Below are 26,871 nucleotides of genomic sequence, written 5' to 3' on the forward strand. Positions count from 1 at the left end.
ACAATCAATACAATTGTTTTTGTTATGGTGGATATATATGATATAAAAGAGGCTGGTGATCAAAAAAATGCAACAAATAAACTTATTTCTTGCTTTCGGAGCAGGGTTTTTATCATTTATTTCACCTTGTGCCCTTCCTTTATATCCCGCATTTTTGTCATATATTACAGGGATGACTGTGAACGAAATCAAGCAGGAGCGGGGAGTATTCAGGAAAAAGGCATTTATTCATACGATCCTGTTTCTAATCGGATTTTCTATCATCTTCTTGGCGTTGGGCTTGTCATCGACCATTTTCCAGGATATTTTTGTACGGTACCAAGACCTTTTGCGTCAGGTCGGGGCGATTGTTCTAGTGTTTTTTGGATTGGTGTTGACCGGTGTCCTGAATTTTAACCTTTTAAATATGGACAAGAAGATTCAATTCCAGAACAGGCCAGCAGGTTATTTGGGGTCTGTTTTAATTGGAATTGCATTTGCAGCAGGCTGGACACCGTGTACAGGTCCGATATTAATGGGAGTCATCGCGCTTGTGGCTGCAAACCCGGGAATGGGTCTGCTTTATATGGGGGTTTATGTACTTGGATTCTCCATACCGTTTATCATTATGTCTTTGTTTATAGACAAAATGACATTCCTCAAAAAGCACGGGCAACGCTTTATGATGATTGGTGGAATTTTAATGATCGTCATGGGAATACTTCTGTTCTTTGATTGGTTGACAATCATTATTTCAATCTTAATTCCGTTATTCGGCGGCTTTACAGGGTTTTAAAAAGTTGTCACAGATTTTAAATAATTACTGAAAGTCCCGCATATTAGCGGGGCTTTTTCTGTGCTACGATAAAAGAAAAAGGGGTGCTTCTGATGACCGCTGTTCAGAGAGACCGCCGGTTTTATATTTTGCTGTCCCTGCTTTTCCTCGTTCTTGGATCAAATACGTTATTGTACCGATCTCCTCTTACACCAATCGTTCTTCCTACTGATGCCAACTGGGTTGTAGTCGGTTCATTGATCGACTTTGCGATTGTTGCCCCGCTCCTTATTTTGTATCTGAAGCGTGGAAAAAAAATTACCGTTAAATCATTCATTACTTGGATGGTAGCAGGCCTCGTATTTGCCAGATTTCTCATACCAAGCGCTTATTTTGAATCATTCACCTACGTGCCGATTGCAGCAATCGGCATTGAAGCACTGCTCGTTTTGGCCGAACTTGCTTTAGTTGCGTTACTTGCCTGGCGTCTGCCCGGTATCATCCGATGGATCAAGTCGCAGGGAGAAAGCCCGCTGTTCTCCCTTACACCCGCTGTGGAAAAGAGTGTAGGTAATCATATGCTGCTTCAGGTTCTCGCATCGGAATTTCTCATGTTCTACTATGCATTTGCTTCTTGGAAAAAGCAGCCGCCATCAGGCGGGGCTTATTTTTCTCTTCACAAAAATTCAAGCCTCATCGCTTTTTATGTCATGCTCATTCATGCCATTGTCATAGAAACGGCCGCTGTTCACTGGATGATTCATGAAATGTCGGTCGTTTTTTCGGTAATTACGCTCCTCTTGAATATATATACTGTTATTTTTTTCATCGGAGATATTCAATCGATAAGATTAAACCCGCTGTTTGTTCAACGAGAGAAAATTTTTGTTTCGCTTGGGCTTGGCAAACGCATCATAATACCAATGGAAGCAATTAAGGATATCAAGTGGGGGAAGGAAGCAGAAGAAGAGAAAATCAATCAAAAGGAAACAATCACCTTTATTGCAAAAGATTTTGAGACATTGCCGCCGCACTGCATTATTGAATTCAAAAAGCCGCTTACAGCCAATTTTTTTATGGGATTTAAAAAAACATACACGAAAGCAGCAATCCGCCTCGATGAGCCGGACCGCTTCCGTTCACTGATAGACAAAGAACAATGATTGTCCAGATCCGGGCTCCAGCGACTAGCAGACTTCGCTAAACGTTAGCCCCATTGTCTAGCTTCTCGAGGTTATAAGCCTGCTAGGAAGCTTATTCAGGAAGAATGTGTTCCTGCTAGCCTATTCGAAGAAGGAACTGTTAAGCTCGGCGCAAAGCTACGCGGAGCTGATTCAAGGGAGTTTAACAAGATGTGATTGAAGTCAGTTGCTTCCCTGTGGTGGCTGAAAAAGCTGCCTCCTTGGGAAGCGTCTTATGCTTGTCGGGGCTGATCAAGGCGTCTCCGCTTTTCCTATAAACCGCAATCATCCCAGCCATCATTAAAGAGTGACTGGGATGATCATTTTTCAATATTAGTAAAAGCAAACTGCACCGATAATTATTAGCAAGATGAACAGAACGACGATGAGCGCAAAACCGCCGCCGTATCCGAATCCGCCAACACCGCCGTAGCCGCAGCCGCCATATCCGTAGCCTCCGTATCCAAACAAATGACTCACCTCTCTCCCGCAATGTCTCTAAGTGAGAGCCAATGCAGTCAGGAGAACATCCCTGCTGGGCCTCACCATAAAATATGCATTTGTTATACTTCTGGAAGGGATATTCACCCATTTTTTATTTTTTTACTTTGAATTTTGCTTATGAATTACTCAACGCTGCTACTGCTGCTGCTTTCTTCCCCTTCATGCCCCTCACGAGGTCTACCAAAAAGGAAGTTCCAAGGATCTCTATGATGCTCTCTTTCTCTATGATGCTCTCTTTCTCTATGATGCTCCCTTTCTCTATGGCGTTCTCGAATGAACTCAACATTCTTAGCATGAATCACCAAATTTTCCACGTGGATTTCTTTTGTCTTTTTTTCCCTAGACATCACAATCCTCCTCTCAGCTATTGTGTTTCTTTCTTATACTATTCAGTTGGCTTTTTTGTGTATAGGCGCGGAGAAAAATAAAACAACAAAAGAACCGCCCAATCTTTGGACGGTTTATTCATCACTCAGCAAAAGGCTGAAAGCTCCGGTGCTATTTTGTAATGTCCATTGCCTTCATATCAAATCAAGCAACTTCCAAGTTAAATGGCAATAGGGAGTTCAAAAAATCCTCTTAGTGTTTGTGGTTAAAGAGCCCCGCCTCTTTTGCCGCATCAAAGCTTTTATGGGTAAACTCGAACGGATTTCCGACATTTTCCCAGTGCATGTACATCAAACGCGGGCTGTCAAATAACCAGTGGTTGTGAACGGCAGTTACGATCAATCCTCTTTTTCTTAAGGCTGTCATGAACCTGTTGATTTCACTTTGTAGGATGACTGTCTCTCCAAGATTCAAAGTTCGTCCGCCCTGGTTATTTTCAAATGAGAGTGCAAAGGGAAGAGCCAGTGGTGAGCGGGTTCTCCGGTTTAAAATCAAGGCGTTAAAATTTCTGAGCCTCTGGATAACGCAAACAGGTGCAGCCGTGATGACTTCGCCGCCAATGATATTCGCCAAACGTTGACAAGTTGACATTTATCTCCCTCCTTTCGACATGTTGATATAACATATGCGGGGGAAGGAGAGCTTGTATGGTTTTCAAACTAAAAAAGGAGCGATATGGACTACTGTAAAGCTTCGGAGGGGGAAGACAAAAAAACAAGGCCGAAGAGTTTCGTCCTTGTTGTTTTCAAACGTTTATTTGGAAGCGAAGAATTCCTTTGCTTTCTCCAAGTATATGTTATCCTCCGGAAGCATTTCTTCTTCATGGTAGATTGCTTCAACCGGACAAACGGCTTGGCATGCGCCACAGTCAATGCAAATATCCGGATCGATGAAGAACATTTCTTCCCCTTCTTCAATACAATCCACAGGACATACATCGACACATTCACCGAATTTTTCTCCGATACAAGGAGCTGTAATTACGTAAGCCATTCAATAACCACCCTTTACTAATGTATGAAAAAAATATAGGCATGTGTGTAAAACTTCAACTGAAAAAAATCAAACTACTGCTAATATAGCAAACCTGGCATGCACTTTCAATGCAATGGGACTATTTGCCACAAATTTCTCGAATGAAGGCAAAGAAAATAGTGGTATAAAATGTTAGTTTATAGGCATCGGAATCCGGATTAACGTCAATTTGCAACAAAGCCATCTCTTTCCATTTGTTCGATGTTGCAGCTTTTTTACGCCTGCGCCACACTAGGGCATCCTGTCCATCGAAAAAAATACAAACAATTTAGGCGAATTCCCTTGACAAAAAACAAGAACTTCCATACATTGAAATTAATATATGAACATATGCTCATATAAGAAGATTGGAAGTGATACACAACATGGCTAATGAAATGAAAAATGACTTTCCGGATGAATTAGATGAAGAGACATTATTAACTGTTTCGCAAATTTTTAAAGCATTAGGGGATCCGACAAGGATTCGGATTTTGCATCTGCTGTCCGAGCGGGAGTTTTCAGTGAATGAGATTGCTGAAAGCCTTAAATTACAGCAGTCGACGGTTTCACATCAGCTCCGCACGTTAAAAAACTTGCGGCTTGTTAAATATAGAAGAGAAGGAACGAGCTTTTATTATTCACATGATGACGAACACGTCATGAACATTTTGGAACAGACAATCGACCATGCGACGCATTGAGCATCTTAGATGGAGGTTTTAAAAATGGCTGAATACCGGCTGCAGGGGCTTTCTTGCGCAAACTGTGCAAGGGAGCTTGAAGAGGAAATACAAAAGTTGAATCATGGTGAAGATGCAAAGATCCTGTTTAATTCAAGCAAGCTGATTGTTTCGGATCAAATCCCAATAAACAAAGTGGAGAAGATACTGGCCAGCGATGGTGCCGCCATCATCAAGGAGCGCGGAAAAGAAGATGATGATCATGATCACAGCCACCACCATCACGGCTCGGGACGGAAGCTGCTTTATTTAATCGGAATTTCTGCAGTTTTGTATGCCTTTGCCATGATTTTTGAAAAATCAATGCCTGGATGGACGCCCGTTTTACTATATGTAGCTGCGGCTGCATTGAGCGGCTACTCCATTTTTATAAAGGGATTGAAAAATCTTTTTAGATTCAAGTTCAATATTGATACGCTCATGACGATTGCGTTGATTGGAGCGTTTGGCATCGGGGAATGGAAAGAGGGAACGCTTGTTGCGATCCTGTTTGGCATCAACGAATATTTGGAAGGCCTAGGAATGGAAAAGGCCCGAAAGTCGATGGAAACTCTTCTGGATGCAGCGCCGAAGGAAGCGATTGTCCTTGCGGGAGGCTTGGAAAAAGTCATCCCTGTTGCTGATTTGAAGACTGACGATATCGTTCTTGTGAAATCGGGTGAAAAAATTCCCTCGGACGGGGTTGTTGTTGACGGCAGAAGCTCTGTCAATGAAGCTGCTATTACTGGTGAGTCAATGCCCGTGGAAAAAGCGGCAGAAGAAATGGTTTATGGAGGCAGCATCAATAACGAGGGCGTTTTGAAAGTCCGGATTACAAAAGCTTATGAGGACTCCTCGCTTGCAAAGATCCTCCACCTCGTAGAGGAAGCGCAAGAAACAAAAACACCGACCGAGCAGTTCATCAATAAATTTGCCAAATATTATACGCCGCTAATCATGGCGATTGCTGCTATTGTCATGGTCGTCCCACCGTTTTTTGGCGGTGATTGGGGAAGCTGGTTTTACCAGGGGCTTGCCGTCTTGATCGTCGGTTGCCCATGCGCACTGATCATATCTTCGCCGATTGCGATCATCTCAGGGATCACCCGAAATGCCCGCAACGGAATTTTGATCAAAGGCGGAGTTTTCTTGGAACTGCTTGGACACATTGATACAGTCGCTTTCGATAAGACGGGGACTTTAACAAAAGGTGAACCCCATGTAGAAAAAATGATTTCTTACCATGAAGCTGAATTTTTACACATGGCGGGTTCTATAGAAAAATCATCTTCTCATCCTTTGGCTAAAGCAGTCATGAAGGAATTGGAAAAACACAATTTTCAATTGGAGGAGCCGGCCGACATCACGACGATTCCTGGTCAAGGCGTTGAGGCGACCGTCAACGGGAAATTGTATCGCCTGGGAAATGAGGCGAGCATCCATCCAGACGCAATTGACGAACAGGTTCGAGCCGATATTGATCAGTTGAAAAATGCTGGCTACACGCTCGTCGCTGTTTCAGATGATACGCGGGTTCTCGGCCTTTTTGGAATCGCGGATGAAATTCGAGCGGAAAGTAAAGAGGTTGTCCAGCAGCTTTATGAAGCTGGCGTCAAAAAAGCGGTCATGTTGACAGGGGACCATGAAAAAACGGCTACAAAAGTGGCTGATGCCGTAGGGTTGACGAACTTTTATGCCAATTTGCTTCCGGATCAAAAAGTAGAAAAGATAAATGACCTGATTCATGAAGGAAAAACAGCGATGGTGGGTGACGGCATCAACGACGCTCCGGCTCTGGCTGTTGCAGATCTTGGGATTGCCATGGGCAAAGGGACAGACAGCGCCATAGAAACAGCCGATATTGTGCTTATGCAGGATCATCTGGGCAAATTACCGGGGGCAATCAAAATTGCTAAACGGGTGAATTCCGTCATCAAATTGAATATTTCTTTAGCTCTGGGTCTCAAGCTGATTGCCTTGCTGCTAACTATCCCCGGCCTTCTCACACTATGGATTGCGATCCTTTCGGATATGGGTGCTACTGTCCTTGTCACGCTCATCAGCCTGACAATATTAATTGACAAGACGGGATCAGGAGTGCACTCTAAATGAGGAGGCTGAGAAAATGGAACGAATTCTAATTGTGGAAGATGAACCATCTATTGTAACATTACTTCAATATAATCTGGAAAAAGCAGGATTTTCCGTTTTGACGGCATCGGACGGAAATGAAGGTTTAGAAAAGGCGGTTGAAGAGCGTCCCGACTTAATGATTTTGGATTTGATGCTTCCTGGAATGGATGGCATGGATATATGTAAAGCTCTTCGCCAAGAAAAAGTGAACACACCGATTTTAATGCTGACAGCCCGAGGCGATGAGTTTGATAAAGTGCTTGGACTGGAGCTGGGTGCAGATGATTATTTGACAAAACCATTCAGCCCGCGCGAGGTGGTTGCGCGGGTGAAGGCTATTTTACGTCGGACCAAAAATTTTGAAGAAAGCAGCTCCGCAATGGATAAGCCCCCTGAACCTGTAGTAGAATTGGGACAAGTATCGATTTATCCGGAAAGGTACGAAGCGTTATTGAATGGGGAAAGACTGGAACTCACTCCAAAGGAGTTTGAGCTGTTGCTGTATCTTGCGTCAAATGAAGGGAAAGTGTTGAGCAGGACGCAGCTGCTTGATGCCATCTGGAATTACGACTTTGTCGGCGACTCAAGGATTGTTGATGTCCATATCAGCAACTTGCGGGAAAAGATAGAAGATGATACACGGCATCCCCGTTATATTAAAACAATTCGGGGATTCGGCTATAAAATGGAGAGGCCTTAAGGATGCATAAGCTATGGGTACGCATTACGTTCTCATTTTTGGTGCTCATGTTTTTTGCCATGCTCGGGTCTGGCCTTTTTTTGGCCAACACAATGAAAAATACATATATGGATTTAAAAGAGAGCCAGCTCAAGCAAACAGCCCATCTTGTTTTACAGTCGCTTGAGCTGAATGGGCTTGAAAGAGAGGGCCTTCAGGAAAAAGTAAAGGAGCTGTCCGCTCCGGTGACATCCCGGGTGACAGTCATTGATCTTAAAGGACAAGTTTTGGCTGATTCGGAAGACGATCCGGCGCTTATGGAAAACCATGCGGACCGTCCGGAAGTCAAGCGTGTCATAAAAGAAGGGAAGGAATCCGGCATATCGACCAGATTCAGCCACACACTGGGGTACAGCATGATGTATGCCGCCATTCCAGTTAAAATTGACGGGGAGGTTAAAGGTGCCGTCAGGGTTGCCCTTTCTCTTGAAAACATTGAAAACGCCATTAGGCAAATTCGGCTTACTATGACGATTGTTCTACTTGCGGCTTTGCTGTTGACTACTTTGATCGGAATTAGGATTGCCAAAGGTATCGCCAAACCCGTTGAAGAGATGATGTACGTATCCGAAAAATTAAAGGATAAGGACTACTCCGCTAGAGTGCGTCTGCAGCCCAAAGGGGAATTGGGGCAGCTAGCCAACGCTATCAATGTTCTTGCGTCGAGCCTGAAAAGCCAAATGGAGAAAATCCAGGAAAATGAGCAGCAGCTCTCCGGAGTTTTAAGGAACATGATGAGCGGTGTTCTGCTTGTGGACAAAAACGGCAAGATTTTGCTTGCCAATCGTGCATTAGGCAGCATGCTTGATTCGGACCCTGCAGCTTTCACAGGAAGACAACATGTTGAAGTTGTGAAAAACGCAGGCTTAAGCAGAATGATCGATCGATGCCTGAATGAGCAGACAGAAATCAGGGATGAAATCCAATTTTATTACCCAAATGAACGGATACTTGATGCGCATCTTGCGCCATATGTCGGGGAAAACGGCGAGTTAATGGGGATTGTGGCAGTTCTTCATGACATCACTGACATCCGCCGGCTGGAAAAAATGAGAAGTGAATTCATCGCCAACGTTTCCCATGAACTGAAGACGCCGATTACTTCGGTCAAAGGCTTTACCGAAACTTTGCTGGATGGGGCAATGGAGGACAAAGAAGCGCTGACCCATTTCCTGGGAATCATTCATAAGGAAAGTGATCGTCTCCATCGATTAATCAATGATATCCTTCATTTGTCCAAAATTGAGCAGCATTCAATACCGCTTGATATTGAACCATTGAATGTTGCTGAAGTAGTGGATCGTGTCGCTGACACAGTTCGAAAAGAAGTTGCGAAAAAAGAGTTGGAACTCATTTTGCCAGAAAATCGGGAAATCTGGATGGAAGGGCAAAAGGACCGCATTCAGCAAATTATTTTGAACCTTGTTTCTAATGCTATTGCCTATACGCCTGCAGGAGGGGAAGTTGCGGTGACGCTTGCGGAAAGGGAAGACAGCGTTGCAATAACTGTCAAAGATACCGGAATCGGCATCGCCAAAAAAGACCTTCCGCGGCTATTCGAGCGCTTTTACAGGGTCGATAAGGGCAGATCGCGAAACTCGGGCGGCACCGGTCTCGGTCTTGCGATCGTCAAGCACCTCGTTGAATCACATCATGGAAAAATTGAAGTTGAAAGCGAAGAAGGAATAGGAACGGCATTCACCGTTATATTGCCGAAGAAACAGTGATCCTCGCACCTGAATGGGTGCGGGGATTTTTTATGTGCAAAAATTTATGATTTTAAAGTGTGCGATCGAAAAAGGTGAAGATATGATCTGAACTTTAATATGATCTAAGTTCGACGCAGTATGGTCCGACTGGGCGGAAATATAATTGAAATCGGGGTGGATATAGTCGAGTCGGGATGAAATGTGAACAGAAGCAGAGCGTCCAACTTTGCTGAAATACGTCCGCATACAACGGGAGATTTTCAAAATCCTGTCTGAAAAGTACGTGGCTATTAAACGAATTTCATAGTGAAATGCATGAATTCAGGCCGGAAATTGCACGAACCAAATGGAGAATTGCACGAACTCGGGCCGGAATTGCACGAATTCAATGGAGAATTGCACGAACTCAAACCAGAATTGCACGATTTCCGATTACCCATCTTCATCATCCAGACTATGATCTAAATCTATGAAAATATGGTCGAAAGTTAAACAAATCATTTGAATTCATGTGCTTTGTTCATCTTTACATAATCTTTACATTGGCTTCATCGAAAGTTGATAAAGAGAGAGTAATATAATCATTGAAGTTGATCAAAGAAAAAATTAGGGGGAAATTGACGAATGAAATTCAAAACCGCGTTAGCAACAGTCACCTTATCTTCAGCTCTATTATTTGCCGGATGTGGAAATGGTGACGGAAGCACAAGCAGCAATGCAGAAGGAAACGAGAACAACTCATCGAAGGTGGAAGAGACATCTAATGAAAAGTTGACAGGTTCTGTTGGTATTGACGGATCTTCTACAGTTTTCCCAATCATAGAAGCAGTATCCGAAGAATTTGCAGCAGTGCAGCCTGATGTCAAAGCGCCGGTTGGTGTTTCAGGAACGGGCGGAGGATTTAAAAGATTCATCGCAGGTGAAACGGACATCAGCAATGCTTCCCGTCCGATTAAAGATGAAGAAGCGCAGCTGGTGGAAGAAGCAGGCATCGACTATACAGAATTTGAAATTGCCTATGACGGTCTATCTGTTGTAGTGAATAAAGATAATGACTTTGTTGATCAACTGACTGTTGACGAATTGAAAAAAATGTGGCTGGAAAGCGGAAATGTGAAAACATGGGCGGATGTCCGCGATGGATGGCCGGAAGAGCCGATCTCATTCTTCAGCCCTGGTACTGACTCTGGTACTTATGACTACTGGAATGAAGTGATTTTGGAAGACGAGCAAATGAGAAAAGATGCGACTCTGTCTGAAGATGACAACGTATTGGTACAAGGTGTAATGGGAGATAAAGGTGGAATTGGATTCTTCGGTTTCTCTTACTACTATGAAAATAAAGACAACCTGAAGGTTGTACCTATCGTGAATGGCAAAGGAGAAGCAATCGTTCCAGACCATGACACTATCATGGGTGGCGAATACGAGCCGCTTTCTCGCCCACTATACATGTACGTTAGCAATAAAGCATTAGCTGAGAAAGAGCAAGTATACGAGTACGTGAAGTTTGCTCTTGAAAACGCAGGAACTCTATCTGAAGAAGTTGGTTACGTCAGCCTTAAAGACGAAGAATATAAAGCAGCTCTTGAAAAACTGGAAGAAGTTTCAAAATAACAATCATTAGGAGAGAGGGGAGTCCCCCTCTCCCTTTAACATGAAAATAGTGAGGAGTTTTCCGTATGGAGTTAAAAGCGGAAAGGAAATCAGTTGCCGCACTCATTGAAGAAAATAAAAGAAAGTCCAGGTTAAAGCAAGGTTTAATTGAAAAGTCCGTTCCTATTTTTCTTTTTGTTATGGCAGTCATATCTATCTTAACTACGATTGGAATCGTCATTACATTACTAGTGGAAACAATTACGTTTTTTGAACGTGTTAACATATTAGAGTTTATTACAAGCAAAGAGTGGTTTCCGTTTTTTGAAGCAGACCCTCAATATGGCATAGCGCCGCTGATCACGGGCACCTTACTTGTCGCTGTTATCGCCATGGTTGTAGCAGTGCCGATCGGTCTTGCAACTGCTATTTATTTAAGTGAATATGCCAGTGACCGTGTCAGAAGGGTTATCAAACCCATCTTGGAAGTGCTCGCTGGGATTCCGACCATTGTCTATGGATTTTTTGCCCTGACATTTGTTACGCCGCTTTTGCAAAAAATCGTTCCCGACCTGCAATTTTTTAATGCATTAAGTCCCGGTATTGTTGTTGGTGTCATGATTATTCCAATGATCGCCTCCCTTTCCGAAGACGCAATGAGCGCAGTTCCACGTTCCATGAGAGAAGGTGCCCTGGCACTTGGATCTACGAAGCTGGAAGTATCATTAAAAGTTGTTTTGCCGGCAGCATTATCCGGTATCGTCGCAGCAAGTGTACTAGGGATCTCCCGTGCGATTGGTGAAACGATGATCGTTACGATTGCCGGCGGTTCAAAACCGAATTTGACATTTGATCCAACGGAAACGATCCAGACCATGACCGCTTATATTGTGCAGGTGAGCTTGGGGGATGCTTCATATGGTTCAACCATCTACTACAGCATCTATGCAGTCGGGATGGCGCTGTTCATTTTTACACTGATCATGAACATTATTGCTCAATGGATCTCCAAGCGTTTTAGGGAGGAATACTGATGGAATTTATAAATGAAGAAAAGGTAGCGAAAAGGACGGACTCCCGCCTTTTAAAAAATAGACTATCAAAGTGGGTATTCATGCTCGCCACTTCAGTTGGATTGCTTGTATTGGGAGTATTGATTTACCGTATTGTTTCGCAAGGGTACAGCTATTTGAACGCTGACTTTTTTACAAACTTTGCGTCACGCAGACCTGAAGAAGCGGGTATCAAAGCCGCCATTTTCGGAACGATCTGGCTGATGGTCATTACCGGGCCGGTATCCATCGTTTTAGGTGTCGGCTGTGCCATCTACCTTGAGCTGTATGCGAAGAAAAATAGATTTACACGTTTTATTCAAATGAATATTTCCAACTTGGCGGGTGTTCCTTCCATTGTATTCGGATTGTTGGGGTTGACTGTATTTGTACGCATGATGGAAATGGGAAGAAGTGTTCTTGCCGGGGGATTGACGATGAGCTTATTAATCCTTCCGATCATTGTGGTTGCAGCTCAAGAAGCAATCCGCTCTGTTCCGAAGGAGCTTCAGGAAGCGTCTTATGGAATGGGTGCAACAAAATGGCAAACCATTCGCCGGGTCATTTTACCTGCGGCAATTCCAGGGATACTGACCGGGGGTATATTGGCTTTATCACGTGCAGTCGGGGAAACGGCCCCGCTCATTATGATCGGTGCATTGACCTTTGTCGCTTTTGTACCTGAAAATATTTGGTCCGGTTTCACCGTTATGCCGATCCAAATTTACAACTGGACCAGCAGACCGCAGGTTGCATTCCATGATGTAGCTGCTGCCGGAATCATTGTGCTGCTACTGATGCTACTTCTGATGAATTCGATTGCCATTATCATTAGAAATAAATTTTCCAAACGTTATTAAATTGGAGGGATGATTTTGATTTCAACAATGGTCAGAAATGAGCCGACTATCAGACCAGATGATCATGTGGAAAAGAAAGATGTTTTCCAAGCAAAAAATTTTAATCTCTGGTATGGGGAAAAGCAGGTATTGAAAGATATTAATTTTAATATTGCGGAGAACGAGGTCACGGCAATCATCGGACCTTCCGGATGTGGAAAATCCACATTCATCAAGTCTCTTAATCGGATGGTAGAGCTTGTTCCTATAGTGAAAATGAATGGCGAGCTTTTGTATAGAGGGAAGAATATTCTGGACAATAAGTTCGGTGTCGAAGAATTAAGGACAAAAGTGGGAATGGTCTTTCAAAAGCCCAATCCGTTTCCAAAGTCGATTTATGAGAATGTCGTCTATGGCCCGCGGATTCACGGTATCCGCGACAAAAAAATATTGAATGAAATTGTGGAAAGAAGCTTGAAGGGGGCAGCACTTTGGGATGAAGTGAAAGACCGGTTGAACGAAAATGCCTATGGTCTTTCCGGCGGTCAACAACAGCGTCTTTGCATTGCCAGGTGCCTTGCAATTGAACCTGATGTCATTTTGATGGATGAACCGACTTCTGCCCTTGACCCTATCTCCACTTTAAAAGTGGAAGAGCTCGTTCAAGAATTAAAGGAAAAATTCAGCATTATTATTGTGACGCACAATATGCAGCAGGCAGCGCGCATTTCGGATAAAACAGCCTTTTTCCTAAATGGGGAATTGATTGAGTTTAACAGGACTACTGCTATGTTCTCTAATCCGGATGACAAGAGAACGGAAGACTATATAACTGGCCGATTTGGCTAAATCATACAAAGGAGGCAGTCAGATGGCAGTCAGAAATCAATTTGATGAACAATTGCAGAGCTTGCACCATCAATTGCTTAGAATGGGAATGATGGTGGAAGAGTCCGTTCACCAAGCAGTGAAGGCACTGGTCGATAAAGATGTGAGGCTTGCTCAAGATGTGATCGACGGCGACAGGGAAATCAATGATGTAGAAATGGAAATTGAAAAAAAATGCTTTATGCTGATCGCTCTGCAGCAGCCGGTAGGGAGCGACCTTCGGAGAATCGCAACTACGCTGAAGGTCTCGACAGACCTTGAACGGATAGCGGACCATGCGGTGAGTATTGCCAAAACGACTGTAAGATTACAGGGAGAGACATACGCCAAGCCGCTCATCGATATCCCGAAAATGGGCAAGTTGGTTCAGGAAATGGTACGTGACGCATTGGACGCCTACATCAAGATGGATAGAGCTGAAGCGAAAATCATTGCGACCCGTGATGATCAAGTGGATGCTCTTTATAAGGAGATTTTTACTGATCTGGTTGGATTGATGACTCAGGATCAGTCATTGGTGAACCAAGCGACACACCTACTGCTAACTGCACAGTATTTGGAACGGATCGGCGACTATGTAACAAATATTTGTGAGTGGATTGTGTATATGGATTCAGGTCGGAAAGTTGAGTTGAATCAATAACCAGTCAAGGACTTTTTCCAATGGAAAAGGTCCTTTTAATTTTAAAACCGAAGTACTTCATGATACAATCTTTCGAAATAAGAAAGCAGCAGGTGATGCAGTTGGGGATTCATCATTATTTTAAAAGTTTGTCGGATTTGGAGAAAATCAACCGTTGCCCAGGAAAATTTAAATTTCAAGAGCATTCGGTGGCAAGCCATTCGTTCAAGGTGACGAAGATCGCACAGTTTCTTGGCACGGTCGAGGAGCTGGATGGACAGGAGGTCGATTGGCGGCTTCTATATGAAAAAGCGCTGAATCACGATTATGCAGAACTTTTTACCGGAGATATAAAAACGCCGGTTAAATATGCCTCTAAAGAATTGAAGCGCCTATTCAATGAAGTGGAGGAAGAAATGACAAGGAAGTTCGTGGAAAAGGAGTTCCCGCCTGAATTCCAGAAAATTTATTTGGGCCGTTTTAAGGAAGGGAAAGACGATACGCTGGAAGGGCGGATCCTGGCAGTGGCCGATAAAGTCGATCTGCTGTATGAATCGTTCGGGGAAATCCAAAAGGAAAATCCGGAGCCGCTATTCATGGAAATTTACGAAGAGGCGTTAAGCACGATCCTTCTGTTCAAAGATATGACATGCGTCCAATACTTCTTGGATGAAATCCTGCCCGAAATGCTCCGCGAGCGTTTTATCGAACAAAGCGAATTGACGGTTATCACGGAAAAAATGATTGAAGAAAGCAAGAAGCGATAAAAAAGGGGCTTGCACTTTTCGGTGTTTTCGGAAAGACTTATATATAAATTGAATTAAAGTTTTACTATGGTTACCATGAGACATGGCATCACCTTTAGCGGTTTCGGCATTTTACCCCCGTGGCAGCGGAAAAATGGAAAAAACGGGCAACATCTTCGTTTAAAAGCGGGTATCTTTGCCGAAGAACATGCCGGAAAAATGCTGTCTTTGTTAAAAGCGGGTACCTTTGGCCGAAGAACATCGGGCAAGATTAAGGGTCCACATCAACATTGGCGGGCCGTGCCTCAAAGTAAATAATAAAATTCAATCTATATAGATAAGGCTTTCAGTTTTCTCATGGGGGATTGTCATGATAGATAAAGTATTTTCCGCTATATTCTTACCGGCCCTAATGATGGTTTTTTTCGTACGAGTGACGTATAGCCGGCTGGTTTCTTTCATATTGGTTGTCGCCTTGATCATCGTATCTGCATATAACGGATATCTGCACAAATGGTGGCTGATCATCATTGAAGCGGCTTCACTCACTATAGGCTTGTTTATCGTAAATCAAATGAAGGAAAGAAGGAGAAAAAAAGACACTTCATGACCTGGCAGGAGTTGCCGGGAGATGAAGTGTCTTTTTTTGATGAAATGGAGTCGTGTTATGATCTGTACTCTTGAATGTCTGGATGAGCGGATCTAGTGGCTGATGCCTCGATTATGATAGTAAATTGTACGTACGATCTGTGCTAGGGTTTGGACGAAATCCATGACTAATTGCACGAACAGTCTTGAACTTACAAATCCACTGTTAGCTGCTCAATCTCAAATTTTTCGCGAATTTTACGGACTCGGCCTTAGGGGGAGGCCGGAAGTTACATTTTTTTATTTTTTAAAAAATATATGTTAAAAGCCATGTCCGCCATTGTATAATATTATATTAGTATTTCGGATTTCGAAGGAAGCAAGAGGAGGTGGCCCCATGAGGCCGATTTTGTTAGGTGTGGTGGCAGCATTCTTTTTCGCTTTCACCTTCATTTTTAACCGGGCCATGGATTTATCAGGGGGCAGCTGGATTTGGAGTGCCTCACTGCGTTATATATTCATGATTCCTTTTTTACTGATTATTGTATTTTTCAGGGGTAATCTTCGCCCGCTTTTTCAAGAGATGAAGGCACGCCCCGGTCAATGGCTTCTCTGGAGTACGGTGGGGTTTGGCCTGTTCTACGCACCGCTCACATTCGCTGCAGGATATGGGCCAGGCTGGCTCATCGCCGGCACTTGGCAAATAACGATCATATCAGGGTCATTGCTTGTGCCATTTTTTTATGAAACAGTCCAGACATCATCCGGCTCGATTGCAGTCAGGGGGAAAATTCCATTTAAAGGGCTGTCCATGTCGCTGATCATTTTGGTTGGGGTTGCCATGATGCAAATGGAACATATGAACCAGCTCTCGCTGCAAAATGTTTTGTTCTGCGTTATCCCGATTTTGTTTGCATCATTTGCATATCCGCTTGGAAACCGGAAGATGATGGAGGTATGCGGCGGGAGGCTTGATACGTATCAGCGAGTTTTGGGCATGACACTTGCCAGCATGCCGTTTTGGTTAATTCTAGTTGTTTGGGAACTGGCGACTGCTGCTCCGCCCACGATGGAGCAGACGCTTCAATCCCTGCTTGTGGCAGTTTCTTCAGGGGTTATTGCAACTGTTTTATTTTTTCAGGCGACGGATCTCGTTAAAGATGATATGGGCAAACTGGCTGCAGTCGAGGCAACGCAGTCACTTGCGGTTCCGTATGCATTATTGGGAGAAATTGTTGTTCTGAGTGCCCCACTGCCTGCTCCTGCTTCCTTGATCGGCATGCTACTTGTTGTGGCCGGAATGGTTTTGCACAGTTATGTTTCCCGTGCAAAGGAAGTGGAAAGCGTCACTAAAAAAATTGGGGAGATAAAGAGATGAGAGCAATAGTTTTTGATTTTGATGGATTAATTGTTGATACTGAGTCAGTTTGGTATGAAGCATTTCGCCACGTTTTTAGGGGTTATGACTATGAATTGACTATAGATGAGTTTGGACTTTGTATCGGTACGTCCGATGATGTATTATTTGACCGTTTGAAAAAGAAGATTACTTTTACAAAAGAGTCCGTCATAAAAGAAGCCGAGGCAATATACACCGAACAATTACAAGATTTAAAACTGAGAGATGGGGTTTTGGAATATTTAAGCACAGCACAAAAGCTCGGCCTTAAAATTGGGCTGGCATCGAGCTCTAATAGGATTTGGGTGGAAAGCTTTTTAGATCGATTCGGCATAAAAGGTTATTTTGAAGTCATAAAAACCTCTGATGACGTGGCCAATATCAAACCTGATCCCGAATTATATTTAGCAGCCATCAAAGATTTGAAGGCTGGTCCTGAAGAGACGCTAGCCTTCGAAGATTCGAAAAACGGTTTAACGGCGGCGCTGGCTGCAGGCCTTAATGTTGTTGTTGTGCCGAATCAAGTGACATGTAAGTTAAACTTCGAGGGTCATCGATTGCGTTTGGATTCAATGGCTGATATGCCGTTGGAAGAACTGATTCAGACCATTTCTGTCTCCGGCGAAAAAATTATTTAATTTTAATGAACCTTTTTGCCTTGCCGTTTGTATTACTTAACGAAGAGACAGGAAGGGAAGTGTCATATATGCCGGTGACAGGCTGGGTGATCAGTAGTATTGTAGCTGGAGTGCTGGGCTCGATATCCGTTGCGATTGTTGCACCGATGAACAGGAAAGTTGTCCGGGATAAATGGGGGAAGATTGATTTTACTAAAACAGATTTCTATTTTTACTGGACACGTTGGGATACGATTATATTGGTTGCTGCAATCTATACTTTTCTTAATATTACGGGGCTGCTGATTTTTCTGTTACGAGGAGATAATATCAACAGCCCCCTCATACAGTTCTTCATCCATCAGACGTTTGTGTTTAGTTTGATCACTTTCATTTGGCTGATCACAAAACTGATTTATGTGTTCAAAGGAATAAAAGCGCGGTGGCCAGATGAGTTTAAATAGAGAAATACGTTTAGATGGCGGGTCTTCGGAAACAATTGAAACGCTGTATGAACTATATCGGGAACCGCTGTACAAGTTCGTCTTCAGATATAGTGGAGACCAGCAGTTGAGTATTGATGTGGTCCAAGATACGTTTGAAAAATTGCTTAAACATCATCAATACTCTCCTGAAAAAGGCAGGTTTAAAACTTATCTTTTTCAAATTGCGTACAATACGATGGTTACGAAACTGAAGAGAAGGAAAAAGTTCTGGTCATTGCTGCCATTCGTAGCACCTGACAGTACAACTGACCTTTCGATGGATGAGAAGCTGTCCGTCCAAAAAGCTGTACAACAATTGCCGGAAGTACAAAGGGCTGTTGTCCTTCTCACTTATTACCATGATTTGACGCAAAAGGAAGCGGCGGAAATATTAGGGGTTCCTCTGGGGACGGTCAAGTCAAGGCTGTACCATGCGTTAAAACAGTTGAAGGAAGAATTGGAGGTGGACGGGGATGAAAGATGAAAAAAAGCTTTTTGATAAACTGGATGAATTTGATGTGGATATGCCTGATTTTCCCATGCGTAAATCGCGGGTGGACAGAGCGGCAAACTGGCTGTTCGATTCGGTCCGCCTTCCGGAATTTGAATTGACTGAAAGAAAAATGATAATTACATTGTTTCTGCCAGGTTTGATTTCAATCATCTCCGCCATCCCGCTCATATTTTTATAGAAGGAGACAAAATATGTTAATGTCAAAGCTTTCTCTGGAGAAAAAAAGACAAATGATTCAAGAAATCCAAGAGTTTTTTCTGAAAGAGCGCGGCGAGGAAATCGGGGAATTTGCTGCCGAGATTTGTTTTGAGTTTATAAAAGACAGGCTTGGACCCGTTTTTTACAACGAGGGCATCCGTGACGCCAGAGAAGTGGCGGAACAAAGGATGCAGCTGCTGGAAGAAGATTTATATGCGTTGGAAAAAAGACTAGCGGACTAGCGGTAAGGGGTCTCCCTTTATCATTTTAACGCGCCGGGGGTCAGACCCCTGAAAAACCGGTTGTAATTCATTTGCAGCCGGTTTTTCCTTTTTTATGTAATCGAAAATACGTTCGCATATTTATGGTTATGAAAGGGCCGATTGTGGTAAAATGACTGTATGACTATTATTAGTAAAAATGCTGCAGAAATTATAGATAGATCGAAAAAAACGGGAGGATGCCGGTGTGAAAAACCAGTTTGAACTAGAATCAAAATATAAGCCAGCTGGTGACCAGCCAAAGGCGATCGAGCATTTGGTCGAAGGATTCCAATCAGGCAAGAAGTATCAAACGCTATTGGGAGCGACAGGCACAGGCAAGACTTTCACTGTTTCAAATATGATCAAAGAAGTGAACAAACCAACGCTTGTCATCGCGCACAACAAGACGCTTGCAGGGCAGTTATACAGCGAATTCAAAGACTTTTTTCCGAACAATGCCGTTGAGTATTTTGTCAGTTTTTATGACTATTATCAGCCGGAGGCATATGTTCCGCAGACTGATACGTTCATTGAAAAAGATTCCAGTGTGAATGATGAAATCAATAGACTGAGGCACTCAGCGACATCCGCTTTGTTTGAACGGAACGACGTCATCATCATTGCAAGTGTTTCCTGCATATACGGCCTCGGTTCGCCGGAGGAATACAGGGATCATGTCCTGTCGCTTAGGACAGGGATGGAAATTGAGCGGAACCAGCTTTTGCGAAGGCTTGTCGATCTGCAATATGCACGAAACGACATCGAATTTACGAATGGAACGTTCCGCGTCCGCGGAGATGTTGTCGAGATTTTCCCAATTGCCCGTGAAGAGCAATGTATCCGGGTTGAATTTTTCGGAGATGAAATCGACCGGATCCGTGTAGTGGACGCGTTGACCGGAGAGATTGCCGGCGACCGTGAACATGCGGCCATTTTCCCTGCCTCCCACTACGTGACAGGTGAAGAGAAATTAAGGATTGCCATCAAAAATATCGAAATGGAATTGGAAGAGCGGCTGGCTGTCCTTCGTGCCGAGGAAAAATTACTGGAAGCCCAGCGGCTCGAGCAGAGAACGCGCTACGACTTGGAAATGATGCGGGAAATGGGCTTTTGTTCCGGGATTGAAAACTATTCCCGCCACTTGACCTTGAGGCCGCCGGGAGCAACACCTTTCACGTTAATGGACTATTTTCCTGACGATTTTCAAATTATCGTAGATGAGTCCCATGTGACGCTCCCACAAATCCGCGGAATGTACAACGGGGACCAGGCCCGGAAGCAGGTGTTAGTCGACCACGGCTTCCGCCTGCCGTCCGCGCTTGATAACCGTCCGCTCATGTTCGAAGAGTTCGAGAAACATATTAAGCATATCGTGTTTGTATCTGCCACGCCAGGACCGTATGAATTGGAGAAAACACCGGAAATGATCGAGCAGATCATCCGTCCGACAGGACTGCTCGACCCGAACATCGATGTCCGCCCTATCGAAGGGCAGATTGATGACCTGCTTGGGGAAATTAATGACAGGATCGAAAAGAATGAGCGCGTCCTCGTTACGACGCTGACGAAAAAAATGTCTGAGGATTTAACGGATTATTTAAAGGATGTTGGGGTAAAGGTTCAGTATTTACATTCTGAAGTCAAAACCCTGGAACGGATCGAAATTATTCGAGATTTGAGACTCGGAAAATATGATGTCCTCGTAGGGATTAACCTTCTTAGGGAAGGACTGGATATACCTGAGGTGTCTCTGGTGGCCATCCTTGATGCGGATAAAGAGGGTTTCTTGCGTTCCGAGCGTTCGCTCATTCAGACGATTGGGAGGGCAGCGCGGAATTCAAACGGGCATGTGATCATGTATGCCGATAAAATGACCGACTCCATGAAAAAGGCAATTTCGGAAACGAAACGGAGACGCTCCATCCAGGAAGAATATAACGCGAAGCATGGCATTACGCCGACAACGATCCAAAAGGATGTCCGCGATGTGATCCGTGCTACGATGGCAGCAGAGGATGCAGAAGAATACGTTTATGAAAATACGAAAAAATTAACGAAAAAGGAAAAAGACAAGCTGATCACTTCAATGGAAATGGAAATGAAAGAAGCGGCAAAAGCGCTTGATTTCGAACGCGCGGCCCAGCTTCGCGACGCAATATTGGAATTGAAAGCGGAAGGATGAAACAACGATGGCACTAGAAAAAATTATTGTTAAAGGTGCACGTGCTCATAATTTAAAAGATATCGATGTAACGATACCAAGGGATCAACTCGTTGTAGTAACGGGACTTTCCGGATCCGGGAAGTCTTCCTTGGCGTTCGATACGATTTATGCAGAGGGACAGCGGCGTTATGTAGAGTCACTGTCGGCCTACGCCAGGCAATTTTTAGGCCAGATGGATAAACCGGATGTTGATGCAATTGAAGGGTTGTCGCCGGCGATTTCAATCGACCAGAAAACGACAAGCAGAAACCCTCGTTCGACTGTCGGGACGGTGACAGAAATATATGATTACCTCCGTCTGTTGTTTGCCAGGGTAGGCAGACCGATCTGTCCTGTCCATGGAATTGAAATTTCTTCGCAGACGGTGGAGCAAATGGTTGACCGGATCATGGATTATCCGGAAAGAACAAGGCTGCAAGTCCTTGCCCCCGTCATATCTGGAAGAAAAGGCGCACACGTCAAGGTGTTGGAAGATATTAAGAAGCAGGGATTCGTTCGGGTCCGGGTGGACGGCGAAATTTTTGATCTTGGGGAAGACATTCAACTGGAAAAAAACAAAAAGCATTCCATCGAGGTAGTTGTCGACAGGATTGTCATTAAAGAGGATATAGAAACCCGTTTGGCCGACTCACTCGAAACAGCTCTAGGTCTTGGCGAAGGAAAGGTCATGATCGATGTAATTGGGGAAGAGGAATTGTTGTTCAGTGAGCATCATGCGTGCCCAGAGTGCGGCTTTTCCATCGAAAAGCTGGAACCGAGGATGTTTTCATTCAACAGCCCATTCGGTGCATGCCAGGAATGTGACGGTCTTGGATCGAAGCTGGAAGTGGATAAGGACCTTGTCATTCCTGACGATTCCTTGACATTGAACGAAGGGGCGATCGCTCCCTGGATTCCGGTAAGTTCTCAGTATTATCCGCAGCTTTTAAAAACAGTCTGCGCGCATTATGGCATAAACATGGATGTTCCTGTAAAAGAGTTACCGAAAGAGCAGGTAAATAAAATATTACACGGTTCGGGTGTGGAGCTTATCCGTTTCCGTTACAAAAATGATTTCGGCCAGGTAAGGGAAAGCAAGATCCGCTTTGAAGGCGTCCTTCGAAACATAGAGCGCCGCTATCATGAAACTAGCTCCGATTATATAAGAGAACAGATGGAAAAATACATGGCTGAGCAAGATTGCCCGCGTTGTAATGGATATAGACTGAAAGAAGAAACCCTCGCAGTCAAAGTCGAAAACAAACATATCGGGCAAGTAACTGAACTGTCCATCCAGGATGCTGCGAACTTTTTCCAGACTATTCAACTGTCTGATAAGGAAATGCAGATCGCGCACATGATTTTAAAAGAAATTGATGAGAGGCTGAGCTTCCTTGTCAATGTGGGGCTTGATTATCTGACATTGAGCCGCGCAGCGGGGACGCTTTCCGGAGGAGAAGCGCAGCGGATCAGGCTTGCCACGCAGATCGGTTCACGTCTGACAGGGGTTTTATATGTGCTTGACGAGCCATCCATCGGACTTCACCAGCGGGATAACGACCGCCTGATTGATACGATGAAAAATATGCGTGACATCGGCAATACGCTTATTGTTGTGGAACATGACGAGGATACAATCCTTGCGGCCGACTATTTGATAGACATCGGTCCTGGTGCCGGGGTGCACGGCGGAGAAGTGGTAGCATGCGGTACACCAGAGGAAGTCATGAAACAACCGGATTCGCTGACAGGACAGTACTTGTCAGGAGATAAGTTCATCCCGCTGCCGCTGGAGCGCCGGGAATCCGATGGCCGACTCATTGAAATCAAAGGTGCCAAGGAAAACAATCTTAAAAATGTGAATGTGAAAATCCCGCTCGGGATGTTCATTGCAGTGACAGGCGTATCCGGTTCCGGAAAAAGTACGCTGGTTAATGAAATTTTACACAAATCACTTGCTATGAAATTGCATAGGGCCAAAGCGAAACCCGGCGCCCACAAGGAAATAAAGGGATTGGACCATTTGGAAAAAGTGATTGATATCGACCAGTCGCCGATTGGCCGGACGCCACGTTCCAACCCAGCCACATATACCGGTGTATTTGATGATATCCGCGATGTGTTTGCTTCCACCAATGAAGCAAAGGTCCGTGGATATAAAAAGGGCCGCTTTAGCTTTAATGTCAAAGGCGGAAGATGCGAAGCGTGCCGCGGAGACGGGATCATCAAAATTGAGATGCACTTCCTGCCGGATGTGTACGTTCCTTGCGAGGTATGCCACGGCAAAAGGTATAATCGGGAAACGCTGGAAGTAAAATATAAAGGTAAAAATATTGCAGATGTATTGGCCATGACGATTGAGGATGGCTTGGAGTTTTTCGAAAACATCCCGAAAATTAAACGGAAGCTGCAGACAATCGCAGATGTCGGGCTAGGATACATGAAACTGGGGCAGCCGGCGACAACTCTATCTGGCGGTGAGGCGCAGCGGGTGAAGCTGGCATCCGAGCTGCACAGACGGTCCAACGGCCGCTCAATCTATATTTTGGATGAGCCGACAACCGGGCTTCATGCAGATGACATTGCGCGACTGTTAAATGTTTTGCAGCGGCTAGTCGACAATGGAAATACCGTTCTTGTCATTGAACATAATCTGGATGTAATCAAGACAACTGATTATATTGTCGATCTTGGACCCGAAGGCGGCAATAAAGGCGGAACCATTGTTGTAACGGGTACCCCTGAAAAAGTGGCGGAATGCCCGGAATCATACACTGGACAATATTTGAAACCTATTTTAGAACGGGACAGAGCCCGCATGAAACGATTAATTACCGTTCAAGAAAAGAAAGAAAAAGCCATTGCCAAGTAATTTTTTTTCCGAAAGTGAAACATTTTCCCGTTCATCTCGTATTACATGACAGATGAAAAAATAGGAGGATTGACCATGAACCAGGATCGAAAACGAATACTTGAAATGGTGCAAGAAGGAAAGCTGTCGGCACAAGAAGCGATCATTTTGCTTGATGCGTTGGAAGACGGCGGTGGAGATGCTGCTGATGCAAAACCTGCCAGTCTGGAGAAACAATCTACGGATACTGCTTCAAAGGCCGAATCAAAGGCTGAATCGACCACGGGATCCACTGGTGATACATCATGGCAGCAAAGCAAATCGAAGGAATCCGATTCCGGAGATGACACTTTCTACACTCAAATAGAACAGGCAGGCGAGCGGATTTTTGATTTTGTCAACACAGCACTCCGCAAAATTAAGGATTTAGACTGGCAGATTACACAGTCTGTCGAAGTTCCTCATGTGTTCCAGCAGGCGGACGAACAAATTGAGAGAATTGATATTGATATTGCGAACGGTCCTGTCCGGGTCATCGCATGGGATCAACAGGAGGTCCGGGTTGAATGCCAGGCTAAAGTGTACCGGGTGGAAGACCGTGATGAGGGGCGAAGCTATTTCCTTGATAATACAGTTTTCTCTCAGGATAACGGGCTCCTTTGCTTTGCCACGAAATCCAAATGGATGCGCGTGGAGACGACAGTTTATATCCCAAGAAAAATTTATAAAAAAATCACCGTTCGTATTTTTAGTGGCGAAATGACAGGAGAGTTGCTTGAAAGTGAGCATCTAATTGTGAAAACGACGAATGGGAAAGTGGATCTGACTGGGATTTCTGGTAAGAAACTTGATGTGGAAACGATGAATGGTCAAATTAAAGTGATTGATTTAAATACCGATCAGGTAGAGGCTGAAACGGTGAACGGGGCAGTCGACGTGACAGGATTCTCACGGAAAGCGGATTTGAAATCCTTTAATGGGAACATCACCTGTACATTGGCTCATTCCGGAACCGAAATGGTTGAAGCGAAAGCTGTCACAGGCAACATCTATGTAAATGTTCCAGATTCAGCCACCATTGACGGGGAGGTCCGATCTAATCTCGGAAGCTATACACTTGATCTGGAAGGCATCAATGTGCTCCATGAAAAGAAGGAAGTCATCCAAAAACAAATGAAATTCAAGCGCAGCGGTTCGGATGACCATACGATGTATCTGGAGGCAGATACGAAAACCGGCTCTGTGTTTATTCGAAAAGCGAATCAAAAAGGAGAGTAAAACATGAGATGGTTGATTGGAATCCTGATCAACGCGGTTCTTTTTATCGCCTTTGCCGGTTACTTTGAAGGGTTTCACGTTTCTAGTTTTGGAGCGGCAGTCGTGGCAAGCCTCGTGCTTTCAATTTTGAACATCCTGGTGAGGCCGCTCCTCATCCTATTGACATTGCCGATCACGCTGCTGACGCTCGGACTTTTCCTGCTGGTGATTAATGGTATCACTCTTTCGATGACCGACGCCATCATGGGAAGCAAATTCGAAATTGATGGGTTCGGTTTTACAACTTTGATTGCCGTGATTATGGCGATAATCAACATGATTATCCAAAAAACAATTCTTGATTCTGATCGGAGCAAATAACCCGGACAGCCTTGGCTGGACCGGGTTATTTGCTCCAACCTTCTTATAAAGTCTCCAACCTTCTTATAAAGTCTCCAACCTTCTTATAAAGTCTCCAACCTTCTTATAAAGTCTCCAACCTTCTTATAAAGTCTCCATTCATCCTCCACACTCAAATACGTTTTTCAAACACAAATATTCTCGAAAGGTGGAGTTTACTGGCCGGAAAGTGCTAAAATAGACAAGGTGAGGTTTTTTTATGTAGAATGCGAATTTCGCACCGAGAGGTTCGGTATTAGGGAGGGATTCCGATGGCAAAAGTTCGTACGGAAGATATCATCAAGGAATTCGATCTGGAGCTGGTCAGCGGGGAAGAAGGCATCCACAGACCAATTACGACAAGTGATATTTCTCGTCCCGGATTGGAGATGGCCGGCTTTTTTCATTATTACCCGGCTGAGCGTGTCCAGCTATTAGGACGGACGGAGATAAAGTTCACAGAAATGCTCATGACTGGTGAAAGGAAACTCCGCTTGGAGCAGCTATGCACTGATTCGACTCCGTGTATTATTATTACGAGCGGAATGGATGTGCCGGAAGAATTAATTGAAGTATCTGAAACTCATTCGGTTCCTGTATTGCGGACACGGATGAAGACGACAGGTTTTTCAAGCCGTCTTACCTATTATTTGGAAAATAAACTGGCGCCCACGACCGCTGTTCATGGAGTGCTTGTAGAGATATATGGAGTTGGCGTCCTTATCACCGGCCAAAGCGGTGTTGGAAAAAGTGAAACTGCGCTTGCCTTAATTGAAAGAGGGCACAGGCTGGTAGCGGATGACTGCGTAGAAATCCGGCAGGTCGATATGGACAGGCTTGTGGGGACTGCACCGGAATTGCTCGAACATCTGCTTGAAATTAGAGGTTTGGGCATCATCAACGTAATGACTCTGTTTGGAGCAGGAGCTGTCCGCCCCTATAAAAGAATCACGCTGACGATCCACCTGGAATTCTGGGATGGAGAAAAGCAATATGATAGACTCGGTCTGGATGAAGAGACAATCAAAATTTTTGATACTGAAATTACAAAGTTGACGATACCCGTACGGCCCGGCCGGAACCTTGCTGTCATCATAGAAGTGGCAGCGATGAATTTCCGTTTGAAAAGAATGGGAATGAATGCGGCGGAACAGTTTGCTAATCGGCTTTCCGATGTAATTACGGAGGAAGAAGCACAATTCGACTGACCG

General features: G+C 44.3%; 28 protein-coding genes. 24 read left to right on the forward strand and 4 right to left on the reverse strand.

All coding sequences use genetic code 11. The features are described from left to right. Positions 1-67 precede the first annotated feature (67 nt). Together D4T97_RS03405 and D4T97_RS03410 are read left to right on the forward strand one after the other, a co-directional pair. Positions 68-775, forward strand: coding sequence for a cytochrome c biogenesis CcdA family protein (locus D4T97_RS03405; RefSeq protein ID WP_126047636.1), 708 nt, complete (start codon positions 68-70; stop codon positions 773-775). A gap of 92 nt (positions 776-867) precedes the next feature. Further along, on the forward strand, positions 868-1,917 hold the full coding sequence (locus D4T97_RS03410; protein WP_126047638.1) for a beta-carotene 15,15'-monooxygenase: 1,050 nt from the start codon (positions 868-870) through the stop codon (positions 1,915-1,917). Between the two features lie 351 nt (positions 1,918-2,268). Here the strand turns inward: D4T97_RS03410 and D4T97_RS03415 are convergent, their stop codons facing one another. The 4 genes from D4T97_RS03415 to D4T97_RS03430 form a co-directional block, all read right to left on the reverse strand. Next, positions 2,269-2,406 carry a YjcZ family sporulation protein gene (locus tag D4T97_RS03415; RefSeq protein ID WP_126047640.1) on the reverse strand — a complete coding sequence of 46 codons (138 nt, stop codon included), beginning with the start codon at positions 2,404-2,406 and terminating at the stop codon, positions 2,269-2,271. Between the two features lie 155 nt (positions 2,407-2,561). Beyond that, a complete protein-coding gene (locus D4T97_RS03420) occupies positions 2,562-2,786 on the reverse strand; it encodes a hypothetical protein (RefSeq protein ID WP_126047642.1) in 225 nt (74 codons plus the stop codon). A gap of 232 nt (positions 2,787-3,018) precedes the next feature. After that, a complete protein-coding gene (locus D4T97_RS03425) occupies positions 3,019-3,417 on the reverse strand; it encodes a DUF1259 domain-containing protein (protein ID WP_126047644.1) in 399 nt (132 codons plus the stop codon). 162 nt (positions 3,418-3,579) lie between these two features. Continuing rightward, complete coding sequence (locus tag D4T97_RS03430; RefSeq protein ID WP_126047646.1) at positions 3,580-3,819, reverse strand: indolepyruvate ferredoxin oxidoreductase subunit alpha; 240 nt, start codon at positions 3,817-3,819, stop codon at positions 3,580-3,582. A gap of 407 nt (positions 3,820-4,226) precedes the next feature. Here D4T97_RS03430 and D4T97_RS03435 point away from each other — a divergent pair, with 407 nt between their 5' ends. The 22 genes from D4T97_RS03435 to hprK all read left to right on the forward strand — a co-directional run bounded on the left by D4T97_RS03435 (position 4,227) and on the right by hprK (position 26,868). After that, the gene (locus tag D4T97_RS03435; RefSeq protein ID WP_206435526.1) at positions 4,227-4,544 is read left to right on the forward strand and encodes an ArsR/SmtB family transcription factor; all 318 of its coding nucleotides are present in this window, start codon (positions 4,227-4,229) and stop codon (positions 4,542-4,544) included. 24 nt (positions 4,545-4,568) lie between these two features. After that, on the forward strand, positions 4,569-6,674 hold the full coding sequence (locus tag D4T97_RS03440) for a heavy metal translocating P-type ATPase (RefSeq protein ID WP_126047648.1): 2,106 nt from the start codon (positions 4,569-4,571) through the stop codon (positions 6,672-6,674). 13 nt (positions 6,675-6,687) lie between these two features. Then, on the forward strand, positions 6,688-7,395 hold the full coding sequence (locus tag D4T97_RS03445) for a response regulator transcription factor (RefSeq protein ID WP_126047650.1): 708 nt from the start codon (positions 6,688-6,690) through the stop codon (positions 7,393-7,395). 2 nt (positions 7,396-7,397) lie between these two features. After that, complete coding sequence (gene pnpS / locus D4T97_RS03450; RefSeq protein ID WP_126047652.1) at positions 7,398-9,161, forward strand: two-component system histidine kinase PnpS; 1,764 nt, start codon at positions 7,398-7,400, stop codon at positions 9,159-9,161. Between the two features lie 606 nt (positions 9,162-9,767). Beyond that, a complete protein-coding gene (locus D4T97_RS03455) occupies positions 9,768-10,760 on the forward strand; it encodes a PstS family phosphate ABC transporter substrate-binding protein (RefSeq protein WP_126047654.1) in 993 nt (330 codons plus the stop codon). A 65-nt stretch (positions 10,761-10,825) separates the two neighbouring features. Further along, positions 10,826-11,773: a phosphate ABC transporter permease subunit PstC gene (pstC, locus tag D4T97_RS03460; protein ID WP_126047656.1), complete on the forward strand. Its 948-nt coding sequence runs from the start codon at positions 10,826-10,828 to the stop codon at positions 11,771-11,773. After that, the gene (gene pstA, locus D4T97_RS03465; RefSeq protein ID WP_126047658.1) at positions 11,773-12,651 is read left to right on the forward strand and encodes a phosphate ABC transporter permease PstA; all 879 of its coding nucleotides are present in this window, start codon (positions 11,773-11,775) and stop codon (positions 12,649-12,651) included. Before pstC ends, pstA begins: the two co-directional genes overlap by 1 nt. A 27-nt stretch (positions 12,652-12,678) precedes the next feature. After that, a complete protein-coding gene (pstB, locus tag D4T97_RS03470) occupies positions 12,679-13,479 on the forward strand; it encodes a phosphate ABC transporter ATP-binding protein PstB (protein ID WP_328588758.1) in 801 nt (266 codons plus the stop codon). 22 nt (positions 13,480-13,501) lie between these two features. Then, positions 13,502-14,161 (forward strand): phosphate signaling complex protein PhoU, encoded by a 660-nt coding sequence (gene phoU / locus D4T97_RS03475; RefSeq protein ID WP_126047662.1) that lies wholly within the window; start codon positions 13,502-13,504, stop codon positions 14,159-14,161. A 101-nt stretch (positions 14,162-14,262) separates the two neighbouring features. Next, entirely contained in the window at positions 14,263-14,907 is a 645-nt protein-coding gene (locus tag D4T97_RS03480; protein ID WP_126048067.1) for a YfbR-like 5'-deoxynucleotidase, read from the forward strand. A 349-nt stretch (positions 14,908-15,256) separates the two neighbouring features. Beyond that, entirely contained in the window at positions 15,257-15,496 is a 240-nt protein-coding gene (locus D4T97_RS03490; RefSeq protein WP_126047666.1) for a CsbA family protein, read from the forward strand. Positions 15,497-15,871: 375 nt separating this feature from the next. Continuing rightward, positions 15,872-16,852: a DMT family transporter gene (locus D4T97_RS03495; protein ID WP_126047668.1), complete on the forward strand. Its 981-nt coding sequence runs from the start codon at positions 15,872-15,874 to the stop codon at positions 16,850-16,852. After that, complete coding sequence (locus tag D4T97_RS03500) at positions 16,849-17,511, forward strand: HAD family hydrolase (protein ID WP_126047669.1); 663 nt, start codon at positions 16,849-16,851, stop codon at positions 17,509-17,511. The genes D4T97_RS03495 and D4T97_RS03500 overlap by 4 nt, the downstream gene beginning before the upstream one ends. 68 nt (positions 17,512-17,579) lie before the next feature. Further along, entirely contained in the window at positions 17,580-17,954 is a 375-nt protein-coding gene (locus tag D4T97_RS03505; RefSeq protein ID WP_126048069.1) for a hypothetical protein, read from the forward strand. Beyond that, entirely contained in the window at positions 17,941-18,459 is a 519-nt protein-coding gene (locus D4T97_RS03510; RefSeq protein WP_126047671.1) for an RNA polymerase sigma factor, read from the forward strand. Before D4T97_RS03505 ends, D4T97_RS03510 begins: the two co-directional genes overlap by 14 nt. Next, the gene (locus D4T97_RS03515) at positions 18,449-18,667 is read left to right on the forward strand and encodes a hypothetical protein (protein WP_126047673.1); all 219 of its coding nucleotides are present in this window, start codon (positions 18,449-18,451) and stop codon (positions 18,665-18,667) included. The genes D4T97_RS03510 and D4T97_RS03515 overlap by 11 nt, the downstream gene beginning before the upstream one ends. Before the next feature lie 19 nt (positions 18,668-18,686). Beyond that, entirely contained in the window at positions 18,687-18,929 is a 243-nt protein-coding gene (locus D4T97_RS03520; protein ID WP_126048071.1) for a DUF2164 domain-containing protein, read from the forward strand. A 226-nt stretch (positions 18,930-19,155) separates the two neighbouring features. Beyond that, complete coding sequence (gene uvrB / locus D4T97_RS03525) at positions 19,156-21,132, forward strand: excinuclease ABC subunit UvrB (RefSeq protein ID WP_126047676.1); 1,977 nt, start codon at positions 19,156-19,158, stop codon at positions 21,130-21,132. 7 nt (positions 21,133-21,139) lie between these two features. Then, positions 21,140-24,025 carry an excinuclease ABC subunit UvrA gene (gene uvrA, locus D4T97_RS03530; RefSeq protein ID WP_126047678.1) on the forward strand — a complete coding sequence of 962 codons (2,886 nt, stop codon included), beginning with the start codon at positions 21,140-21,142 and terminating at the stop codon, positions 24,023-24,025. A gap of 75 nt (positions 24,026-24,100) precedes the next feature. Continuing rightward, positions 24,101-25,282 (forward strand): DUF4097 family beta strand repeat-containing protein, encoded by a 1,182-nt coding sequence (locus D4T97_RS03535; protein ID WP_164525455.1) that lies wholly within the window; start codon positions 24,101-24,103, stop codon positions 25,280-25,282. Between the two features lie 3 nt (positions 25,283-25,285). Further along, entirely contained in the window at positions 25,286-25,642 is a 357-nt protein-coding gene (locus D4T97_RS03540) for a phage holin family protein (RefSeq protein WP_126047682.1), read from the forward strand. Positions 25,643-25,932: 290 nt separating this feature from the next. After that, positions 25,933-26,868 (forward strand): HPr(Ser) kinase/phosphatase, encoded by a 936-nt coding sequence (hprK, locus tag D4T97_RS03545; protein ID WP_126047684.1) that lies wholly within the window; start codon positions 25,933-25,935, stop codon positions 26,866-26,868. The last annotated feature ends 3 nt before the right edge of the window (positions 26,869-26,871 follow it).

Source organism: Siminovitchia acidinfaciens, from assembly GCF_003605385.1.
Lineage (GTDB): Bacteria > Bacillota > Bacilli > Bacillales > Bacillaceae_C > Siminovitchia > Siminovitchia acidinfaciens.

What these genes read in the sequence shown, in the direction of transcription:
- D4T97_RS03435 (WP_206435526.1), top strand. Translation starts at nt 4,227, where the DNA reads ATGGCTAATGAAATGAAAAATGACTTTCCGGATGAATTAGATGAAGAG.
- phoU (WP_126047662.1), top strand. Translation starts at nt 13,502, where the DNA reads ATGGCAGTCAGAAATCAATTTGATGAACAATTGCAGAGCTTGCACCAT.
- D4T97_RS03500 (WP_126047669.1), top strand. Translation starts at nt 16,849, where the DNA reads ATGAGAGCAATAGTTTTTGATTTTGATGGATTAATTGTTGATACTGAG.
- uvrA (WP_126047678.1), top strand. Translation starts at nt 21,140, where the DNA reads ATGGCACTAGAAAAAATTATTGTTAAAGGTGCACGTGCTCATAATTTA.
- pstA (WP_126047658.1), top strand. Translation starts at nt 11,773, where the DNA reads ATGGAATTTATAAATGAAGAAAAGGTAGCGAAAAGGACGGACTCCCGC.
- D4T97_RS03495 (WP_126047668.1), top strand. Translation starts at nt 15,872, where the DNA reads ATGAGGCCGATTTTGTTAGGTGTGGTGGCAGCATTCTTTTTCGCTTTC.
- hprK (WP_126047684.1), top strand. Translation starts at nt 25,933, where the DNA reads ATGGCAAAAGTTCGTACGGAAGATATCATCAAGGAATTCGATCTGGAG.
- D4T97_RS03490 (WP_126047666.1), top strand. Translation starts at nt 15,257, where the DNA reads ATGATAGATAAAGTATTTTCCGCTATATTCTTACCGGCCCTAATGATG.
- pstC (WP_126047656.1), top strand. Translation starts at nt 10,826, where the DNA reads ATGGAGTTAAAAGCGGAAAGGAAATCAGTTGCCGCACTCATTGAAGAA.
- D4T97_RS03505 (WP_126048069.1), top strand. Translation starts at nt 17,580, where the DNA reads ATGCCGGTGACAGGCTGGGTGATCAGTAGTATTGTAGCTGGAGTGCTG.
- pnpS (WP_126047652.1), top strand. Translation starts at nt 7,398, where the DNA reads ATGCATAAGCTATGGGTACGCATTACGTTCTCATTTTTGGTGCTCATG.
- D4T97_RS03420 (WP_126047642.1), bottom strand. Translation starts at nt 2,786, where the DNA reads ATGTCTAGGGAAAAAAAGACAAAAGAAATCCACGTGGAAAATTTGGTG.
- pstB (WP_328588758.1), top strand. Translation starts at nt 12,679, where the DNA reads ATGGTCAGAAATGAGCCGACTATCAGACCAGATGATCATGTGGAAAAG.
- D4T97_RS03440 (WP_126047648.1), top strand. Translation starts at nt 4,569, where the DNA reads ATGGCTGAATACCGGCTGCAGGGGCTTTCTTGCGCAAACTGTGCAAGG.
- D4T97_RS03540 (WP_126047682.1), top strand. Translation starts at nt 25,286, where the DNA reads ATGAGATGGTTGATTGGAATCCTGATCAACGCGGTTCTTTTTATCGCC.
- D4T97_RS03515 (WP_126047673.1), top strand. Translation starts at nt 18,449, where the DNA reads ATGAAAGATGAAAAAAAGCTTTTTGATAAACTGGATGAATTTGATGTG.
- D4T97_RS03510 (WP_126047671.1), top strand. Translation starts at nt 17,941, where the DNA reads ATGAGTTTAAATAGAGAAATACGTTTAGATGGCGGGTCTTCGGAAACA.
- D4T97_RS03535 (WP_164525455.1), top strand. Translation starts at nt 24,101, where the DNA reads ATGAACCAGGATCGAAAACGAATACTTGAAATGGTGCAAGAAGGAAAG.
- D4T97_RS03405 (WP_126047636.1), top strand. Translation starts at nt 68, where the DNA reads ATGCAACAAATAAACTTATTTCTTGCTTTCGGAGCAGGGTTTTTATCA.
- D4T97_RS03410 (WP_126047638.1), top strand. Translation starts at nt 868, where the DNA reads ATGACCGCTGTTCAGAGAGACCGCCGGTTTTATATTTTGCTGTCCCTG.
- D4T97_RS03425 (WP_126047644.1), bottom strand. Translation starts at nt 3,417, where the DNA reads ATGTCAACTTGTCAACGTTTGGCGAATATCATTGGCGGCGAAGTCATC.
- D4T97_RS03445 (WP_126047650.1), top strand. Translation starts at nt 6,688, where the DNA reads ATGGAACGAATTCTAATTGTGGAAGATGAACCATCTATTGTAACATTA.
- D4T97_RS03455 (WP_126047654.1), top strand. Translation starts at nt 9,768, where the DNA reads ATGAAATTCAAAACCGCGTTAGCAACAGTCACCTTATCTTCAGCTCTA.
- D4T97_RS03520 (WP_126048071.1), top strand. Translation starts at nt 18,687, where the DNA reads ATGTCAAAGCTTTCTCTGGAGAAAAAAAGACAAATGATTCAAGAAATC.
- D4T97_RS03430 (WP_126047646.1), bottom strand. Translation starts at nt 3,819, where the DNA reads ATGGCTTACGTAATTACAGCTCCTTGTATCGGAGAAAAATTCGGTGAA.